18 protein-coding genes are annotated in these 17,250 nt (G+C 71.7%); 16 read left to right on the top strand and 2 right to left on the bottom strand.

What is annotated here, in order from left to right:
- The first annotated feature begins 121 nt into the window (after positions 1–121).
- The 7 genes from ACFVVO_RS09155 (at position 122) to ACFVVO_RS09185 (ending at position 6,878) form a co-directional block, all read left to right on the top strand.
- The gene (locus ACFVVO_RS09155; RefSeq protein WP_390053115.1) at positions 122–1,660 is read left to right on the top strand and encodes an ATP-dependent DNA ligase; all 1,539 of its coding nucleotides are present in this window, start codon (positions 122–124) and stop codon (positions 1,658–1,660) included.
- Positions 1,657–2,130, top strand: a complete 474-nt coding sequence (locus tag ACFVVO_RS09160; protein WP_390053117.1) for an NUDIX domain-containing protein — start codon at positions 1,657–1,659, stop codon at positions 2,128–2,130. Before ACFVVO_RS09155 ends, ACFVVO_RS09160 begins: the two co-directional genes overlap by 4 nt.
- Positions 2,131–2,205: 75 nt before the next feature.
- Positions 2,206–3,591: an NADP-dependent succinic semialdehyde dehydrogenase gene (locus ACFVVO_RS09165; protein ID WP_390053119.1), complete on the top strand. Its 1,386-nt coding sequence runs from the start codon at positions 2,206–2,208 to the stop codon at positions 3,589–3,591.
- 25 nt (positions 3,592–3,616) lie between these two features.
- Complete coding sequence (locus ACFVVO_RS09170) at positions 3,617–3,847, top strand: DUF6213 family protein (protein WP_043477773.1); 231 nt, start codon at positions 3,617–3,619, stop codon at positions 3,845–3,847.
- Positions 3,848–4,004: 157 nt separating this feature from the next.
- Positions 4,005–5,069, top strand: coding sequence for a type III polyketide synthase (locus ACFVVO_RS09175; RefSeq protein ID WP_390053121.1), 1,065 nt, complete (start codon positions 4,005–4,007; stop codon positions 5,067–5,069).
- Positions 5,066–6,280: a cytochrome P450 gene (locus ACFVVO_RS09180; RefSeq protein WP_390053123.1), complete on the top strand. Its 1,215-nt coding sequence runs from the start codon at positions 5,066–5,068 to the stop codon at positions 6,278–6,280. The genes ACFVVO_RS09175 and ACFVVO_RS09180 overlap by 4 nt, the downstream gene beginning before the upstream one ends.
- A 100-nt stretch (positions 6,281–6,380) precedes the next feature.
- Positions 6,381–6,878, top strand: a complete 498-nt coding sequence (locus ACFVVO_RS09185) for a cupin domain-containing protein (RefSeq protein WP_390053382.1) — start codon at positions 6,381–6,383, stop codon at positions 6,876–6,878.
- 95 nt (positions 6,879–6,973) lie between these two features.
- On the opposite strand, the gene ACFVVO_RS09190 is transcribed toward ACFVVO_RS09185, so the two are convergent.
- Positions 6,974–8,200, bottom strand: coding sequence for an acyl-CoA dehydrogenase family protein (locus ACFVVO_RS09190; protein ID WP_390053124.1), 1,227 nt, complete (start codon positions 8,198–8,200; stop codon positions 6,974–6,976).
- Between the two features lie 183 nt (positions 8,201–8,383).
- Here ACFVVO_RS09190 and ACFVVO_RS09195 point away from each other — a divergent pair, with 183 nt between their 5' ends.
- The gene (locus ACFVVO_RS09195) at positions 8,384–9,028 is read left to right on the top strand and encodes a TetR family transcriptional regulator (RefSeq protein WP_390053126.1); all 645 of its coding nucleotides are present in this window, start codon (positions 8,384–8,386) and stop codon (positions 9,026–9,028) included.
- Positions 9,029–9,269: 241 nt separating this feature from the next.
- Here ACFVVO_RS09195 and def read toward each other — a convergent pair whose 3' ends face one another.
- Entirely contained in the window at positions 9,270–9,848 is a 579-nt protein-coding gene (gene def, locus ACFVVO_RS09200; RefSeq protein ID WP_390053127.1) for a peptide deformylase, read from the bottom strand.
- A gap of 150 nt (positions 9,849–9,998) precedes the next feature.
- On the opposite strand from def, the gene ACFVVO_RS09205 reads away from it, so the two are divergent.
- The 8 genes from ACFVVO_RS09205 to rocD all read left to right on the top strand — a co-directional run bounded on the left by ACFVVO_RS09205 (position 9,999) and on the right by rocD (position 17,220).
- Positions 9,999–11,237, top strand: coding sequence for a MurT ligase domain-containing protein (locus ACFVVO_RS09205; RefSeq protein ID WP_390053129.1), 1,239 nt, complete (start codon positions 9,999–10,001; stop codon positions 11,235–11,237).
- Between the two features lie 21 nt (positions 11,238–11,258).
- The gene (locus ACFVVO_RS09210; RefSeq protein ID WP_390053131.1) at positions 11,259–11,987 is read left to right on the top strand and encodes a type 1 glutamine amidotransferase; all 729 of its coding nucleotides are present in this window, start codon (positions 11,259–11,261) and stop codon (positions 11,985–11,987) included.
- Positions 11,988–12,188: 201 nt separating this feature from the next.
- On the top strand, positions 12,189–13,214 hold the full coding sequence (locus ACFVVO_RS09215; protein WP_390053133.1) for a 6-phosphofructokinase: 1,026 nt from the start codon (positions 12,189–12,191) through the stop codon (positions 13,212–13,214).
- Between the two features lie 104 nt (positions 13,215–13,318).
- Positions 13,319–14,269, top strand: coding sequence for a cytochrome c oxidase assembly protein (locus ACFVVO_RS09220; protein ID WP_390053135.1), 951 nt, complete (start codon positions 13,319–13,321; stop codon positions 14,267–14,269).
- Between the two features lie 71 nt (positions 14,270–14,340).
- Positions 14,341–14,508 carry a hypothetical protein gene (locus ACFVVO_RS09225; RefSeq protein ID WP_361122855.1) on the top strand — a complete coding sequence of 56 codons (168 nt, stop codon included), beginning with the start codon at positions 14,341–14,343 and terminating at the stop codon, positions 14,506–14,508.
- A 35-nt stretch (positions 14,509–14,543) separates the two neighbouring features.
- Positions 14,544–15,029, top strand: coding sequence for an Lrp/AsnC family transcriptional regulator (locus tag ACFVVO_RS09230; protein WP_390053137.1), 486 nt, complete (start codon positions 14,544–14,546; stop codon positions 15,027–15,029).
- Between the two features lie 164 nt (positions 15,030–15,193).
- A complete protein-coding gene (gene ddaH / locus ACFVVO_RS09235) occupies positions 15,194–16,003 on the top strand; it encodes a dimethylargininase (RefSeq protein WP_390053138.1) in 810 nt (269 codons plus the stop codon).
- A complete protein-coding gene (gene rocD / locus ACFVVO_RS09240) occupies positions 16,003–17,220 on the top strand; it encodes an ornithine--oxo-acid transaminase (RefSeq protein ID WP_390053139.1) in 1,218 nt (405 codons plus the stop codon). The genes ddaH and rocD overlap by 1 nt, the downstream gene beginning before the upstream one ends.
- Positions 17,221–17,250 lie beyond the last annotated feature (30 nt).

The raw sequence follows: 17,250 nt of genomic DNA on the forward strand, positions 1-17,250 counted from the left end.
GTGGTGAACGCGGCCGGCCGCGGCTACCGGGCCGGGGCGGCCATCAACGGGGGATGCTCTTCGCCGACCTCGATGCCGGTGCGCAGGTGTAGACCCCGCCCCCGCGGTGCACCCTGACTGCATGCTGCTGACCCGGCTGGCCGAGGTGTCCGGGGAGGTCGCCGCGACGGCGGCCAGATCCCGCAAGACCGCCCTGCTCGCGGAGCTGTTCCGGGAGGCGGAGGCGGACGACGTGCCGATCGTCATCCCCTACCTGGCCGGCCGGCTCCCCCAGGGCCGGCTCGGTGTCGGCTGGAAGGTGCTGAGCCGTTCGGTCCCGCCGGCCGACGCACCCGCCCTCACGGTGCGGGAGGTCGACGCCCGGCTCAGCGAGCTGGGCAAGGTGTCCGGGCCCGGGTCCCAGGCGGAACGGCTCCGGCTCGTCGGCGAGCTGATGGGCTCGGCCACCGAGGCCGAACAGCGCTTCCTGCGCGGCCTGCTCACCGGCGAGGTCCGGCAGGGCGCCCTGGACGCGGTGGCGGTGGAGGGGCTCGCCCGGGCGACCGGCGCGGACCCGGCGGACGTCCGGCGGGCGGTGATGCTCGCCGGATCGCTGCAGACGGTGGCCCAGGCGCTGCTGGCCGAGGGACCCGGGTCGCTGGAGCGGTTCCGGCTGACCGTCGGCCGTCCGGTGCATCCGATGCTCGCGCACAGCGCCTCCTCGGTCGCCGAGGCGGTGGAGAAGCTGGGTTCGTGCGCGGTGGAGGAGAAGCTGGACGGCATCCGCGTCCAGGTCCACCGGGACGGCGGCACCGTCCGGATCCACACCCGCACGCTGGACGACATCACCGACCGGCTGCCCGAGGTGAGCGCCGCCGCGCTCGGTCTCGCGGGCGAGAGGTTCATCCTGGACGGCGAGGTGATCTCCTTCGACGCGGCCGGCCGGCCCCGCTCCTTCCAGGAGACGGCCGGCCGGGTCGGCTCCCGGACGGACGTCACGCGGGCGGCCGGCGAGGTCCCCGTCTCCCCCGTGTTCTTCGACGCCCTGTCGGTCGACGGACGCGACCTGCTGGACCTGCCGTTCGCCGAGCGGCACGCGGAGCTGGCCCGACTGGTGCCCGAGCCCATGCGGGTGCGCAGGACGGTGGTGTCCGGGCCGGCGGAGGCCGGCGCGGCGGAACGGTTCCTCGCGGACACGCTCGCCCGCGGCCACGAGGGCGTGGTGGTCAAGGCGCTGGACGCCGCCTACAGCGCGGGCCGGCGCGGCGCCTCCTGGCTGAAGGTCAAGCCGGTGCACACCCTCGACCTGGTGGTGCTGGCCGCCGAGTGGGGCCACGGCCGCCGCACCGGCAAGCTCTCCAACCTCCACCTCGGCGCCCGGACGCCGGACGGCGGTTTCGCGATGCTCGGCAAGACCTTCAAGGGCATGACCGACGCGATGCTCGCCTGGCAGACGGAGAGACTGCGGGAACTGGCCGTCGAGGACGGCGGCTGGGGGATCAGGGTGCGCCCCGAACTCGTCGTGGAGATCGCCTACGACGGCCTGCAGCGCTCCTCCCGCTACCCGGCCGGCGTCACCCTGCGCTTCGCCCGCGTGATCCGCTACCGCGAGGACAAGCGGCCCGAGGAGGCCGACACCGTCGAGGCCCTGCTGGCGGCCCACCCGGAGGTCAGGCCATGACGGTCAGGGCGACGCGGCGCAGCGCGGGGCTGCTGCTGTTCCGGCGCGCCGACGACGGACTCCAGGTGCTGCTCGGCCACATGGGCGGGCCGTTCTTCGCGAAGAAGGACGCCGGCGCGTGGACCGTCGTCAAGGGCGAGTACGACGCCGGCGAGCCCGCCTGGGAGGCGGCCCGGCGGGAGTTCCGGGAGGAGCTGGGGCTTGCGCCGCCCGACGGGGAGGCGGTGCCGCTGGGCGAGGTCGCACAGCGGGGCGGCAAGGTCGTCACGGCCTGGGCGGTGGAGGCGGACCTGGATCCGGAGACGATCGAGCCGGGCACCTTCACCATGGAGTGGCCGCCGAGGTCCGGCCGCACCCAGGAGTTCCCGGAGCTGGACCGGGTCGCGTGGTTCGGTCTGGACCGGGCCCGCGAGGTGATCGTCTCGGCGCAGACGGCGTTTCTCGACCGGCTGGCGGAGCACTCGGCCTGAACAGCGGCGTACGCGTTGCGACGGGCGGTGTCGCGCGCGAAGGTCGAAGCAAGCCCGCTCCCAGGGAGGTCAGCCATGCCCATCGCGACGGTGAACCCGGCGAACGGCGAAACGCTCAAGACGTACGAGGCCATGGGCGAGGAGGAGCTGGAGCGCCGGCTCCAGCTCGCCGAGGCCACGTTCCGCACGTACCGGACGACCCCGTTCGCCGAACGCGCGCACATGATGAACAGGGCCGCCGACCTGCTGGACGAGGACCAGCGGGAGATCGGCCGGGTGATGACCACCGAGATGGGCAAGCCGGTCAAGCAGGCCCGCGCGGAGGCCGCCAAGTGCGCCAAGGCGATGCACTGGTACGCCGAACGCGCGGAGGGACTGCTGGCCGACGAGGAGCCGCCCGAGCAGGACGTGCGGGACTCCGGTGCCTCCCGGGTCCGGGTCCGCTACCGGCCGCTCGGTCCGGTGCTCGCCGTGATGCCCTGGAACTTCCCGCTGTGGCAGGTGATCCGCTTCGCCGCGCCCGCGCTGATGGCCGGCAACGTGGGCCTGCTCAAGCACGCCTCGAACGTCCCGCAGACGGCGCTGTACCTGGAGGACCTGTTCCACCGTGCGGGCTTCACGGAGGGCTGCTTCCAGACGCTGCTGATCGGATCGGCCGCGGTGGACGACATCCTGCGCGACGAGCGGGTGAAGGCCGCGACGCTGACCGGCAGCGAACCGGCCGGGCGGGCCGTCGCCTCCACCGCCGGCGAGATGGTCAAGAAGACGGTGCTGGAGCTGGGCGGCAGCGACGCGTACGTCGTCATGCCCTCAGCCGACCTCGACCGCGCGGCCGGCGTCGCCGTGACCGCCCGCGTCCAGAACAACGGGCAGTCGTGCATCGCGGCCAAGCGGTTCATCGTGCACACCGACGTGTACGACGCCTTCACGGAGAGGTTCGTCGCGGGCATGAAGGCGCTGCGGACGGGCGACCCGCTGGAGGAGGACACGGAGGTCGGGCCGCTCTCCAGCGAGCAGGGGCGCAGGGATCTTGAGGAGCTGGTCGACGACGCGAAGCGCGGTGGGGCCGAGGTGCTCTGCGGCGGCGAGCGCCCGGACGGCCCGGGCTGGTACTACCCGCCGACCGTGCTGGCGGGCATCACCCGGGAGATGCGCATCCACCGTGAGGAGGCCTTCGGGCCGGTCGCCACGCTGTACCGGGCCGGTGACCTCGACGAGGCGGTGCTCATCGCCAACGACTCGCCGTTCGGTCTGAGTTCGAACGTGTGGACCCGGGACGAGCGCGAGGTGGAGCGGTTCGCCCGGGACCTGGAGGCGGGAGCCGTGTACGTGAACGGGATGACGGCCTCCCATCCGGCGTTCCCCTTCGGCGGGGTGAAGCGCTCCGGCTACGGACGTGAGCTGTCCGGGCACGGAATCCGGGAGTTCTGCAACATCACCACGGTTTGGCAGGGTGCGTGAGGACCGCGCGGCTAACATCCCGATTGTGAACCGCGAAGTGACCCTGCCTCTGATCGTCGACGACCGCGGTACCTTGCAGGTGGCAGCGGCCGACGTGAGCAAGTTGTTGCGGACCGTGGGCGGGCGGTGGCTGCATCTGGTCGAGGCCGGGGAGCAGCTCGACGAGGACACGGTGGCCGCGTTGACCATCGAACTGGCGAAGCTCGCGGACCGCATCGACGTGGCGTGCATCGCCCACAGCAGCGGGGCGCCGTAGCCCCTCCGGGGGGTTTCACAGCGTGGTCGTCCCTGACCCCTTGTCACCGGTTCGGAGTAGTCCGGCGCGAGATCGTCGCCCCGTCGGGTGAACCTGGGTGGACCACCTTCTGACCGGCGGGCGAAAGCCTGCCGGACGGCGAAAGCAGGGACGGCTCATGGCGACTTTGTGCAGACCCTCGGTGTCCGTACCAGAGCATGTGATCACGATGGAGGAGACGCTGGAGCTGGCGCGCCTGCACCACGCGGACCACCCGCAGCTCCCGCTGGCCCTCCGGCTGATCGAGAACACGGGCGTCCGCACCCGGCACATCGTGCAGCCCATCGAGGAAACCCTGAAGCATCCGGGCTTCGAGGACCGCAACAAGCTCTACGAGGCGGAGGCCAAGGCTCGCGTCCCCGCGGTGATCCAGCGGGCGCTCGACGACGCCGAGCTCCTGACAACCGACATCGATGTCATCATCTACGTGTCGTGCACGGGCTTCATGATGCCCTCGCTCACCGCGTGGCTGATCAACGAGATGGACTTCTCGAGCACCACCCGGCAGCTCCCCATCGCCCAGCTGGGCTGTGCGGCCGGCGGTGCGGCCATCAACCGGGCCCACGACTTCTGTTCGGCCTACCCCGAGGCCAACGCCCTCATCGTGGCCTGCGAGTTCTGCTCGCTGTGCTACCAGCCCACCGACCTGGGCGTCGGCTCGCTGCTGTCCAACGGCCTGTTCGGCGACGGCATCGCCGCCGCCGTGGTGCGCGGCCGCGGCGGCACGGGCGTCCAGCTCGAGCGCAACGGCTCGTACCTGATCCCGAAGACCGAGGACTGGATCGCGTACGACGTCCGGGCGACCGGCTTCCACTTCCTGCTGGACAAGCGGGTGCCGGCCACCATGGAGCCGCTCGCCCCGGCGCTCCAGGACCTCGCGGGCAACCACGGCTGGGACGCCTCCGACCTGGACTTCTACATCATCCACGCGGGCGGGCCCCGAATACTCGACGACCTCAGCAAGTTCCTGCAGGTCGAACCGCACGCGTTCCGGTTCAGCCGGTCGACGCTCACCGAGTACGGCAACATCGCAAGCGCCGTCGTCCTGGACGCGCTGCGCCGGCTCTTCGACGAGGGCGGTGCCGAGCACCGGGCACGCGGGCTGCTGGCCGGGTTCGGTCCCGGCATCACCGCCGAGATGACCGTGGGCCGCTGGGTCCAGGACGGCGAGAAGACACGATGACCGAAGAGACCCTCACCGAGACCCTGCCCCCGGTCCGGCACTGGCCGGCGGTCGACCTGGCCGGGACGGACTTCGACCCGGTGCTGACCGACCTGATGAACGAGGGCCCGGTCACCCGCGTACAGCTCGCCAACGGCGAGGGCTGGGCCTGGCTGGTCACCCGGTACGACGACGTGCGCATGGTGGCCAACGACCCGCGTTTCGGCCGCGAGGCCGTCATGGGCAAGCAGGTCACCCGGCTCGCCCCGCACTTCATCCCGGACCGGGGCGCGGTCGGCTTCCTCGACCCGCCCGACCACACCCGGCTGCGCCGCTCGGTGGCCGCCGCGTTCACCGCCAGGGGCGTGGAGCGGATCCGCGACAAGGCGCGCGCGATGCTGGACGAGCTGGTGGACGAGCTGCTCCAGGACGGGCCGCCCGCCGACCTCACCAGTGCGGTACTCAGCCCCTTCCCCATCGCGGTGATCTGCGAGCTGATGGGCGTGCCGGCCGCCGACCGGCACAGCATGCACACATGGACCCAGCTCATCCTGTCCTCCGCGCACGGCAAGGAGCTCAGTGAGAGGGCCAAGCGCGAGATGAGCGCCTACTTCCGCGATCTCATCGCCCTGCGCGAGAACAGCGCGGGCGAGGACGTGGCCTCGCTGCTCGGCGCCGCCGCGGGCCGTCAGGAGGTCGCCCTGGAGGAGGCCGTCGGCCTCGCGGTCCTGCTCCAGATCGGCGGCGAGGCGGTCACCAACAACAGCGGGCAGATGTTCTACCTGCTGCTGACCCGTCCCGAACTGGCCGCGCGGCTGCGCTCCGACCCGGGGATCAGACCGAAGGCCATCGACGAGCTGCTGCGGTACATCCCGCACCGCAACGCCGTCGGGCTGTCCAGGATCGCCCTGGAGGACGTGGAGATCCACGGCGTCCGCGTCCGGGCCGGGGACGCGGTCTACGTCTCCTACCTGGCCGCCAACCGCGACCCGGAGGTCTTCCGCGACCCGGAGACCATCGACGTCTCCCGCAGCCCCAATCCCCATGTGGCGTTCGGCTGCGGCCCGCACTACTGCCCCGGCGGCATGCTGGCGAGGCTGGAGTCGGGACTGCTGGTGGACGCCCTGCTGGACCGGGTGCCGGGTCTCAGGCTGGCCGTGGCGCCGGCCCAGGTGCCCTTCCGGAAGGGCGCGTTGATCCGCGGGCCCGCGGCCCTGCCGGTGACGTGGTGAGCCGGCGATGACCACGACGGAGGGGCTGGCGGTACCGGAAGGGCCCGCGGCACGGGGAGCCACGGCGGCCCAGGAGGCGGCGCCGACCGAAGGGCTGCTGGTGCCGCCGGGCCACGGCCGGGTCGTCGAGACACCGGCCCAGCGGGTGACGTTCAAGGTCACCGGCACGCACTCACGCATGGCCTCCACCTTCGAGGTGGAGGTGCCGCCGGGGTTCGACGTCGGCGCCCATGTGCACACGCGCAGCGAGGAGTTGTTCTACGTCCTCGAGGGCGAACTGGACGTGCTCGCCTTCGAGCCGCGCATCCGCACCCCCGACAACTGGCGGCGCTGGGAGTCGAGTTCGGGCAACCGGGTGGTCCGGGCGACTCCGGGCACGGTCATCGTCGTACCGCCCGGCTGTCCCCACGCGTTCGCCAATCCGACGGACACGCCGGCGAGGATGTTCTTCCAGGCGTCCCCGCCGCCGGACCACGAACGCTACTTCGAGGAGCTGCTGGAGATCCTGGGCAACGGCGGACCGCCGGACCGCGAGGCGATCGAGCGACTCCGGCGGCGCTACGACATCGAGCAGCTCACACCGCTGCGGCACGGATGACCGCGGACGACCGCCCATGACCGCAGAGGGGCGCGGGGTCGTGCCGGCACCCGCGCCCCTCGTCGTCACCGGATCGGCATCCGGACGCCGGAGCGCTACCTGATCGGCATCCCGGCGAGGGTGCGGGCGATGACCAGGCGCTGGATCTCGCTCGTGCCCTCGAAGATGGTGTAGATCGCGCTGTCGCGGTGCATCCGCTCCACCGGGTACTCGCGGGTGTAGCCGTTGCCGCCCAGGATCTGGATGGCCTGCGCGGTCACCTTCTTCGCCGTCTCACTGGCGAACAGCTTGGACATGGAGCCCTCGGCCGCCGTGAACGGCTTGCCGTTGACCGCCATCCAGGACGCCCGCCAGACCAGCAGCCGCGCGGCGTCGATCTGCGTCCGCATGTCCGCGAGCTGGAAGGCCACGCCCTGGTTGTCGATGATGGGCCGGCCGAACTGCTCGCGGGTCTTCGCGTAGTCGAGGGCGACCTCGTACGCGGCCCGGGCGGTGCCGACCGCCATCGCGCCCACGGCGGGCCGCGAGGCCTCGAACGTGGCCATGGCCGCGTTCTTCACCCGCTCGCCTCCCGCCTTGGCCCGCTCCCGGGCCCGGGCGAGCCGCTCGTCCAGCTTCTCCTTGCCGCCGAGCAGGCAGGAGCCGGGGACCCGGACGTTGTCGAGGACGACCTCGGCGGTGTGCGAGGCGCGGATGCCGTGCTTCTTGAACTTCTGGCCCTGGGCGAGCCCCGGCGTGCCGGCCGGGACGATGAAGGACGCGTGGCCCTTGGAGCCCAGCTCGGGGTCGACGACGGCGACGACGACGTGGACGTTGGCGATGCCGCCGTTGGTCGCCCAGGTCTTCGTGCCGTTGAGCACCCACTCGTCCTTGGCCTCGTCGTAGACCGCGCGCGTGCGCATGGAGGCGACGTCGGAGCCGGCGTCCGGCTCGGAGGAGCAGAAGGCGGCGACCTTCACGTCGTTCTGGTCGCCGTACATCTGCGGGATCCAGGTGCCGATCTGTTCCTCGGTTCCGTTGGCGAGAACGCCCACGGCGGCCAGACCGGTGCCCACAATGGAGAGGGCGATGCCCGCGTCGCCCCAGAACAGCTCCTCCATGGCCATCGGGATGCCGAGGCCGGTGGGGTCGAAGTACTGCTGCGCGTAGAAGTCGAGGGAGTAGATGCCGACCTTCGCGGCCTCCTGGATGACCGGCCAGGGAGTCTCCTCACGCTCGTCCCATTCGGCGGCCGCGGGGCGGATGACGTCGGCCGCGAAGCCGTGCAGCCACTCCCGGACCTCCTTCTGTTCGTCGTTGAGCTCCATGGTGAACTCGGCCATGTCCCCTCCAGCGGCGGTACGTGCGGTCTTACCAGTGATGTTACTAGCGGTAACGCGAGTGTGTTACCGACCAGTAGGAAAAGTCAACTCCTGATGACGCCTCGGCATCCCGTTCGATGTCGCGGGCGCGGACAGTGTTAGTTTGCGCAGGCGTCACCGAATCAGCACGGGTGGGGAGACCACATGGACACCACGCAGCGGACCGATCAGCAGCGGTCCGCCGACCGCCGACGGCGCGAGCTGCTCGAGGCCGCCGACCGGGTGGTGCTGCGCGACGGCCCGCAGGCGTCGATGAACGCCATCGCCGCGGAAGCCGGCATCACGAAGCCGATCCTGTACCGCCACTTCGGCGACAAGGGCGGCCTCTACGCGGCTCTGGCCAAGCGGCACACGGACGCGCTGCTGGACTCGCTGCGCGCCGCGCTGGACGCGCCCGCCGAGCGGCGCGAGCGGGTGGAGGCCACCCTTGACACCTATCTCGCGGCGATCGAGGCCCGGCCCCAGGTGTACCGGTTCCTCATGCACCCGGCGGAGGGCAGCACCGGCGGCGACCAGGGGTTCGACGTCGGCAAGCACAGCGCTCCGCTGCTTCGCCGGATGGGCGAGGAGCTGGCTCAGGTCATCGAGGACCGGCTGGACCTCGGGCCGGGCAGTCAGCAGCTCGCCCGGGTCTGGGGACACGGGATCGTCGGGATGATGCACGCGGCCGGCGACTGGTGGCTGGGCGAGCGGCCGTGCTCCCGGGCCGAGTTGGTCCGCTCGCTGGCCGACCTGCTGTGGGGCCGGCTCGCGGCGGCCGGGGACCGGGTCGGCGGCCCGGGCTTCTGACGGCAGGGCCCGGGGTCTTCCGTTCGGATCAGGCCGGACGAGGGAGCGGGGTCTGCTGTGGGGGCACCGCCCACGCCTTTCGGGCAGCGGGGGGCGGCCGCGAGGGCGGCCCGGACGCCCGGCGCCGCGGGGATCGCGCGCATACGCAGCGGCCCCGCAGGCGGAGAAGGGCGGCATGGCGGAGCCATGGCGACCGACGACAACGCGGCGAGGGACGGTGCCAGACCCCGCGAGCCCGGCATCATCCGAACGAGAGGCCCTGGGCTCCGGTGCGGTCCCCCGCCCGGTGCCAGGCGGCCCGGTCGATCCGCCGCCGCAGCCGCCGGCCGCGCAGACCCGTCAGGCGGTCGGCGTACACCGTGCCCGTCAGGTGGTCGCACTCGTGCTGGAGGCACCTGGCGAAGAACCCCGTGCCGTGCGCGGTGACCGGTTCCCCGGCCGCCGTGAAGCCCTCGACCACCGCGTGGTCGTACCGTTCCGTCCCCGCCTCCAGGCCCGGCAGGGACAGACAGCCCTCCGGGCCCCGGATCACCACGCCGTCCGTCTCCACCAGGCGCGGGTTGACCACATGGCCGAGGTGACGGACGTCCTCGTCGTCGGGACAGTCATAGACGAATACCCGCAAAGGCACCCCGATCTGGTTCGCGGCCAGGCCCACCCCCTGGGCCGCGTACATGGTCGCGAACAAGTCCTCCACGAGTGCGGCGAGTTCGGGGCCAAAATCGGTGACGTCCGCGCAGGGCTCGTGCAGAACGGGGTCCCCGAGCAGGGAAAGGGGCCGGACGCGCCCGTGGGCGCCCGGGATCGGACGGTGTCGCATGGCGGCAAGGGTACGGTTCGTTCGGCCCATGCCCGCCGCGAGGCGTGGGCCGCGATTCGGGTGTGCGAATGGATCTCGATAGGCTGAGGTCCACACCACGCTGCCGGATGGCCCCAGGCGCGGCGCGTACGCAAGGAGGATCGAGAACTGATGGCAGGCAACTCGGACCCGCTCTCGCCGCGGGCCAAGCTGGCCGTGACCGCGGGCAAGGCGGTCGCCGCGGCATCGCGTGCCGCGGGACGCGGCAGCGGGTCGGTGATCGGTGGCCGGGTCGCGCTGAAACTCGACCCCGACCTCCTCGGACGGCTCGCCCAGAACCTGGACGTCATCCTGGTGTCCGCCACCAACGGCAAGACCACGACCACCCGGCTGATCGCCGAGGCGCTGCGCGCCGCCGGTCCGGTGGTGTCGAACGCGCTCGGCGCCAACATGCCCGCCGGCATCACCTCGGCGCTGGCCGGCGGTTCGGACGCGAAGTTCGGTGTCATCGAGGTCGACGAGAAGTACCTGGCCGGGGTGGCCCGGGACACCGGCCCGAAGTGCATCGCCCTGCTGAACCTCTCCCGGGACCAGCTGGACCGCGCCGCCGAGACCCGGATGCTCGCCGAGAACTGGCGCGAGGGCCTGGCCGGCTCCAAGGCCGTCATCGTCGCCAACTGCGACGACCCGCTGGTGGTGTGGGCCGCGTCCTCCTCCCCCAACGTGATCTGGGTCGCGGCCGGCCAGATGTGGAAGGACGACGCCTGGTCCTGCCCGTCCTGCGGTGGCGTGATGCAGCGCCCGGGCGAGGACTGGTTCTGCGGCGAGTGCGGCTTCCGGCGGCCCACGCCGAGCTGGGCACTGTCCGGGGACCACGTACTCGACCCGCACGGCTCCGCCTGGCCGATCCACCTGCAGCTGCCGGGCCGGGCCAACAAGGCGAACGCGGCCAGCTCCGCGGCCGTCGCCGCCGTCTTCGGGGTGCCTCCGCAGGTCGCCCTGGAGCGGATGTACCAGGTGCAGGCCGTGGCCGGCCGGTACGACGTCGTCCAGTTCATGGACCGTGACCTCCGGCTGCTGCTGGCCAAGAACCCGGCCGGCTGGCTGGAGACGTTCTCCCTGATCGACCCGCCGCCCACCCCGGTGATCCTGTCCGTGAACGCGCGCGGAGCCGACGGCACCGACACCTCCTGGCTGTGGGACGTCGACTACACGCGGCTGACCGGCCACCCGATCTTCGTGGTCGGCGACCGCAAGCTGGACCTCGCCGTCCGCCTCGAAGTCGCGAACCAGCAGTTCCAGGTGTGCGACAACCTCGACCAGGCCGTCCAGGCGGCCCCGCCGGGACGCATCGAGGTCATCGCGAACTACACCGCGTTCCAGGACCTGCGCCGCCGCGTCGGCAACTGATCTTCGAAGGGCGATCACCTCATGAGCGACAACCAACTGCGGCTGGTGTGGATCTATCCCGACCTGCTGAGCACCTACGGCGACCAGGGCAACGCGCTCGTCGTGGAGCGCCGGGCGCGGCAGCGCGGCCTGGACGTGGCCCGGCTGGACGTGCGCAGCGACCAGCCGATCCCGACGTCCGGTGACATCTACCTGATCGGCGGCGGCGAGGACCGGCCGCAGCGGCTCGCGGCCGAGCGGCTGCGGCGCGACGGCCATCTGCGCCGGGCCGTGGAGAACGGCGCGATCGTGTTCTCGGTCTGCGCCGGCTACCAGATCCTCGGCCACGAGTTCATCAACGACCTCGGCCAGCGGGAGCCGGGCCTCGGCCTGCTCGACGTCACGTCGGTGCGCGGCGAGGGCGAGCGGTGCGTCGGTGACGTCCTCGCGGACATCGACCCGCAGCTCGGCCTGCCCCCGCTGACGGGCTTCGAGAACCACCAGGGCGTCACCCACCTCGGCGCCAGCGCCCGCCCCTTCGCCCGCACCCGGATCGGCAAGGGCAACGGCACCGGGGACGGCACCGAGGGCGCGTACAACGGGACCGTCTTCGGCACGTACATGCACGGCCCGGTCCTCGCCCGCAACCCGCAGATCGCCGACCTGCTGCTCAAGCTGGCGCTCGACGTCAACGCGCTGCCGCCGGTCGACGACCGCTGGTACGAGGCGCTGCGCAACGAGCGCATCGCGGCCGCGCAGCAGCCCGCGTAAGGCTCGCGTCAGGGGCCTCTCAGCGCTTTCCGGCAGGCTCGTGACGGGCCCGCCTGACGGCTCGTCCGCTCACATGTGCGGGCGCGTCCAGCAGGCGGACGCCCGCTACGGAGCCACCCCCTCACGCCGGTAGGGTGGCCGGGAATCCGCCGGACGACGTGGTCCGGTTTCCCGGCCCACGTTGAGAAGGTATTTCGGGCTATGCGCATTGGTGTCCTCACGTCCGGCGGCGACTGCCCCGGCCTGAACGCCGTCATCCGGTCCGTCGTGCACCGTGCCGTGGCCGACCACGGTGACGAGGTCATCGGTTTCCGGGACGGCTGGAAGGGCCTCCTGGAATGCGACTACATGAAGCTCGACCTCGATGCCGTGGGCGGCATCCTGGCGCGCGGCGGCACCATCCTCGGCTCCTCCAGGGTCCGCCCCGAGCATCTGCGCGACGGTGTCGAGCGGGCCCGGGGCCATGTCGCGGAACTCGGCCTGGACGCCATCATCCCGATCGGCGGCGAGGGCACGCTGAAGGCGGCCCGGCTGCTGTCGGACAACGGGCTGCCCATCGTGGGCGTGCCGAAGACCATCGACAACGACATCGCCGTCACGGACGTCACCTTCGGCTTCGACACGGCGGTCGGGGTCGCCACCGAGGCGCTGGACCGGCTGAAGACCACCGCCGAGTCCCACCAGCGGGTGCTGATCGTGGAGGTCATGGGCCGCCACACCGGCTGGATCGCGCTGCACTCGGGCATGGCGGCCGGCGCCCACGCCATCGTCGTCCCGGAACGGCCCTTCGACATCGACGAGCTGACGCGGAAGGTGGGCGCGCGGTTCGAGGCGGGCAAGCGGTTCGCCATCGTGGTCGCCGCGGAGGGGGCCAAGCCGCGGCCCGGCGCCATGGACTTCGACGAGGGCGGCAAGGACATCTACGGCCACGAGCGCTTCGCGGGCATCGCGCGGCAGCTCTCGATCGAGCTGGAGCACCGGCTCGGCAAGGAGGCACGGCCGGTCATCCTCGGGCACGTGCAGCGGGGCGGCACGCCGACGGCGTACGACCGGGTGCTGGCCACGCGCTTCGGATGGCACGCGGTGGAGGCCGTGCACCGGGGCGAGTTCGGGCGGATGACCGCGCTGCGCGGCACCGACATCGTGATGGTGTCGCTGGCGCAGGCCGTGGAGACCCTGAAGACGGTGCCCGCGGAGCGGTACGACGAGGCGGAGTGCGTCCTGTAGTCCGCCCCACGACCACCCGCCCCCGGTCACGGCGCTGACCGGGGGCGGTTCTACTCTTGTGGGCGGACAGACGCGTACAACCCCCACGAATCAGGAGCCGGCGGATGGATCACAGCGGCCACGGCATGACGATGGACCTGCCGCCGTTCACGCTGGGGCGGGGGCTGCACTGGTCGGCCGACCCTTTCTTCCTCGTCGCCTGTCTGGCCGGGCTGGCCCTGTACGGATGGGGTGTCGTGCGGCTGCGGCGGCGCGGGGACTCCTGGCCGGCCGCCCGGACCGTGTCGTACGTCGCCGGTGTCCTCACCATCGCCCTGATGATGTGCACCAGGCTGAACGACTACGGCATGGTCATGTTCAGCGTGCACATGGTGCAGCACATGGTGATCAGCATGCTGTCGCCGATCCTGGTCCTGCTCGGTGCCCCGGTGACCCTGGCGCTGCGCGCGCTGCCGCCCGCCGGCCGGGGCCGCACGGGCCCGCGCGAGCTCCTGCTGGCGCTGCTGCACAGCCGCTACATGCGGGTGATCACGCACCCGGTGTTCACCATCCCGCTGTTCATCGCGAGCCTGTACGCCCTGTACTTCACCCCGCTGTTCGACTTCCTCATGGGCTCCAGGACCGGGCACGCCGCGATGATGGTGCACTTCCTCGCCGTGGGCGTCGTGTTCTTCTGGCCGATCATCGGCGTGGACCCCGGGCCGCACCGGCCGGGCTACCTGATCCGGATGCTGGAGCTGTTCGCGGGCATGCCGTTCCACGCCTTCTTCGGCATCGCGCTGATGATGGGGTCCACGCCGATGGTGGCGACGTTCCGGAACCCGCCCGCCTCGCTCGGCATCGACGCGCTCTCCGACCAGAACGCGGCCGGCGGCATCGCCTGGGCGTTCAGCGAGATCCCGTCCGTGCTGGTGCTGATCGCGCTGCTGTTCCAGTGGTACGGCTCCGAGCAGCGGCAGGCCAGGCGCACGGACCGGGCCGCGGACCGGGACGGCGACAAGGAGCTGGCGGCGTACAACGCCTATCTGGCCTCCCTCAACGCGCGCGAGGGCTGAGTACGCGGTATGCCTTCCGGGCGGAAACCGGGGCACCATGGTGGTGGACGGACCATGAGGAGGGTGTCGCGATGCCCGGTTCCACGAACGGTTCCACCAAGGCGATGGGGGCGATGACCGTCGGCGGGCTCGTCGTCGTGACGGCCTACACCGTCGCGCTCGGCAGCAACGGCTGGCTGTGGTTCGGCTGGGTGGTCCTCGGGCTGCTGACACTCGCGATGGTCGCCACCCAGTCGTAGACCCGGTCGCGGGCACGGCTGATTACAGTGCCCGCATGAACAGCAGGGCCACGTCGTTCGACGACCTCGACCGGAAGATCATCACCGCGCTGATGGCGAACGCCAGGACCAGCTTCGCCGAGATCGGCGCGGCGATCGGGCTGTCGTCCACGGCGGTCAAGCGGCGCGTGGACCGGCTGCGGGAGACCGGGGTGATCACCGGGTTCACGGCGACCGTGCGGCCCTTCGCGCTGGGCTGGCGCACGGAGGCGTACGTCGAGGTGTACTGCGAGGGCGCGGCCCCGCCGCGGCGCCTGGCGGAGGTCGTCCGCAACCATCCGGAGATCGCGGCGGCCATGACGGTGACCGGCGGGGCGGACGCGTTGCTGCACGTACGGGCGCGGGACGTGGAGCACTTCGAGGAGGTGCTGGAGCGGATCCGCGCCGAGCCCTTCATCCGGAAGACGATCAGCGTGATGGTGCTCTCGCATCTCCTCCCCGAGAGCCCGGAAGCGGGCGCGACCCAGGCGGCGCCCGAATGAGTGCGCGGCAAACCCCTTTTCACGCAGCGATGATGCGTTTGCGCCGACGTGAACGCAGCGATGCTGCACATACGCGCAGCCCTTGTTTCTTGTCGTCCGCCCCCGCCGCTTTCTACCGTGGTGTCATCCTTCAGTGACACACAGGAAAGCGGAGGGAACCCTCTGTGCCCGAAAGCCGTGTGCCGCGCCATCGGCGCTTCCTCGTCTGCGAACCCAGACACTTCGCCGTGCAGTACGCGATCAATCCGTGGATGCATCCCGACAAGCCGGTCGACGTGGACCTGGCCCGGGAGCAGTGGCAGACCCTGATCGGCGCCTACCGCACCCACGGCCACACCGTGGACGCGGTCGATCCGGTCCCGGGCCTGCCCGACATGGTCTTCTCCGCCAACGCCGCGTTCGTGGTCGGCGGCCGGGTCTTCGGGTCCCTGTTCCACGCGTCGGAGCGGCGTCCCGAGTCCGTCCACTACGACACCTGGTTCAAGGCGGCCGGGTTCGACGTCCACCGCCCCGAGTCGGTCACCGAGGGTGAGGGCGATCTGGTGTGGACGGGCCGGTACGTGCTGGCCGGCACCGGCTTCCGCACCACCCGCGAGGCCCACCGCGAGGCCCAGGAGTTCCTCGGCCACCCGGTGATCGGCCTGACGCTGGTGGATCCGTACTTCTACCACCTGGACACGGCGCTGTTCGTCCTGGACGACGACAACATCGTCTACTACCCGGAGGCGTTCTCCCCGGGCAGCAGGGAGGTGCTGCGGCGCCTGTACCCGGACGCCGTGCTCGCCACCCGCGACGACGCGATGGCGTTCGGCCTGAACTCCGTGTCCGACGGCCGGCACGTCTTCATCGCCCCGAAGGCCGAGGCGCTGGCCGAGCGCCTGGCCGACCACGGCTACGTCCCCGTCCCCGTCGACCTGTCGGAGTTCCACAAGGCCGGCGGTGGCATCAAGTGCTGCACCCAGGAGATCCGCTGATGACCGCACCCGCGCGCACCCGTACGTCCGAGGACCTGATCCGGGCGGAGGAGCCGGTCCTCGCGCACAACTACCACCCGCTGCCCGTGGTCGTCGCCCGGGCGGAGGGCACCTGGGTGGAGGATGTCGAGGGCCGCCGCTACCTCGACATGCTGGCCGGCTACTCGGCCCTCAACTTCGGCCACCGGCACCCGGAGCTGATCGAGGCCGCGCACCGACAGCTCGACCTGCTGACCCTGACCTCCCGCGCCTTCCACAACGACCGGCTGGCCGAGTTCGCGGAGCGGCTCGCCGCGCTGACCGGGCTCGACATGGTGCTGCCCATGAACACGGGCGCCGAGGCGGTGGAGAGCGGCGTCAAGGTGGCCCGCAAGTGGGCGTACGACGTGAAGGGCGTCCCCGCCGACCGGGCGACGATCGTGGTGGCCGCGGAGAACTTCCACGGCCGTACGACGACGATCGTCAGCTTCTCCACGGACGAGTCGGCCCGGGCCGGCTTCGGCCCCTTCACGCCCGGCTTCAAGATCGTGCCGTACAACGACCTGGCCGCGCTGGAGGCGGCGGTCGACGAGACGACGGCCGCGGTGCTGATCGAGCCGATCCAGGGCGAGGCCGGGGTCGTCATCCCGGACGAGGGCTATCTGACCGGTGTCCGTGAGCTGACCCGCCGCAAGGGCTGCCTGTTCATCGCGGACGAGATCCAGTCGGGTCTCGGCCGCACCGGCCGCACCCTCGCCGTCGAGCACGAGGACGTCGTCCCGGACGTGCTGCTGCTGGGCAAGGCGCTGGGCGGCGGCATCGTGCCGGTGTCGGCGGTGGTGGCGCGGCGCGAGGTGCTGGGCGTGCTGCACCCGGGTGAGCACGGCTCCACGTTCGGCGGCAATCCGCTGGCCGCGGCGGTCGGCACGGCGGTCCTCGGGCTGCTGGAGACGGGCGAGTACCAGCGCCGGGCCGCCGAGCTGGGCCTGGTCCTGCGCGGTGGCCTGACCGCGCTGGTCGGCAGGGGCGTGACCGGGTTCCGGGCGCGCGGGCTGTGGGCGGGCGTCGACGTCGACCCGGTGATCGGCACCGGCCGTGAGATCAGCGAGCGGCTCATGCGGGAGGGCGTCCTGGTCAAGGACACCCATGGCTCCACGATCCGGCTGGCGCCCCCGCTGACCATCACGGCCGAGGAGCTGCGCTCGGCGCTGGGCTCCCTGGAGAAGGTGCTGGGCTGAGGGAAGCGGGGGGCCGGACCGGTGCCGGCC

Source organism: Streptomyces sp. NPDC058145 (assembly GCF_042884245.1).
Lineage (GTDB): Bacteria > Actinomycetota > Actinomycetes > Streptomycetales > Streptomycetaceae > Streptomyces.

Bases quoted from the DNA above. Each gene is read 5' to 3' on its own strand.
- ACFVVO_RS09190 (WP_390053124.1), bottom strand. From the start codon at position 8,200: ATGGCCGAGTTCACCATGGAGCTCAACGACGAACAGAAGGAGGTCCGG.
- ACFVVO_RS09155 (WP_390053115.1), top strand. From the start codon at position 122: ATGCTGCTGACCCGGCTGGCCGAGGTGTCCGGGGAGGTCGCCGCGACG.
- def (WP_390053127.1), bottom strand. From the start codon at position 9,848: ATGCGACACCGTCCGATCCCGGGCGCCCACGGGCGCGTCCGGCCCCTT.
- ACFVVO_RS09160 (WP_390053117.1), top strand. From the start codon at position 1,657: ATGACGGTCAGGGCGACGCGGCGCAGCGCGGGGCTGCTGCTGTTCCGG.
- ACFVVO_RS09180 (WP_390053123.1), top strand. From the start codon at position 5,066: ATGACCGAAGAGACCCTCACCGAGACCCTGCCCCCGGTCCGGCACTGG.
- rocD (WP_390053139.1), top strand. From the start codon at position 16,003: ATGACCGCACCCGCGCGCACCCGTACGTCCGAGGACCTGATCCGGGCG.
- ACFVVO_RS09225 (WP_361122855.1), top strand. From the start codon at position 14,341: ATGCCCGGTTCCACGAACGGTTCCACCAAGGCGATGGGGGCGATGACC.
- ACFVVO_RS09175 (WP_390053121.1), top strand. From the start codon at position 4,005: ATGGCGACTTTGTGCAGACCCTCGGTGTCCGTACCAGAGCATGTGATC.
- ACFVVO_RS09205 (WP_390053129.1), top strand. From the start codon at position 9,999: ATGGCAGGCAACTCGGACCCGCTCTCGCCGCGGGCCAAGCTGGCCGTG.
- ACFVVO_RS09210 (WP_390053131.1), top strand. From the start codon at position 11,259: ATGAGCGACAACCAACTGCGGCTGGTGTGGATCTATCCCGACCTGCTG.
- ACFVVO_RS09195 (WP_390053126.1), top strand. From the start codon at position 8,384: ATGGACACCACGCAGCGGACCGATCAGCAGCGGTCCGCCGACCGCCGA.
- ACFVVO_RS09230 (WP_390053137.1), top strand. From the start codon at position 14,544: ATGAACAGCAGGGCCACGTCGTTCGACGACCTCGACCGGAAGATCATC.
- ACFVVO_RS09215 (WP_390053133.1), top strand. From the start codon at position 12,189: ATGCGCATTGGTGTCCTCACGTCCGGCGGCGACTGCCCCGGCCTGAAC.
- ACFVVO_RS09220 (WP_390053135.1), top strand. From the start codon at position 13,319: ATGGATCACAGCGGCCACGGCATGACGATGGACCTGCCGCCGTTCACG.
- ACFVVO_RS09165 (WP_390053119.1), top strand. From the start codon at position 2,206: ATGCCCATCGCGACGGTGAACCCGGCGAACGGCGAAACGCTCAAGACG.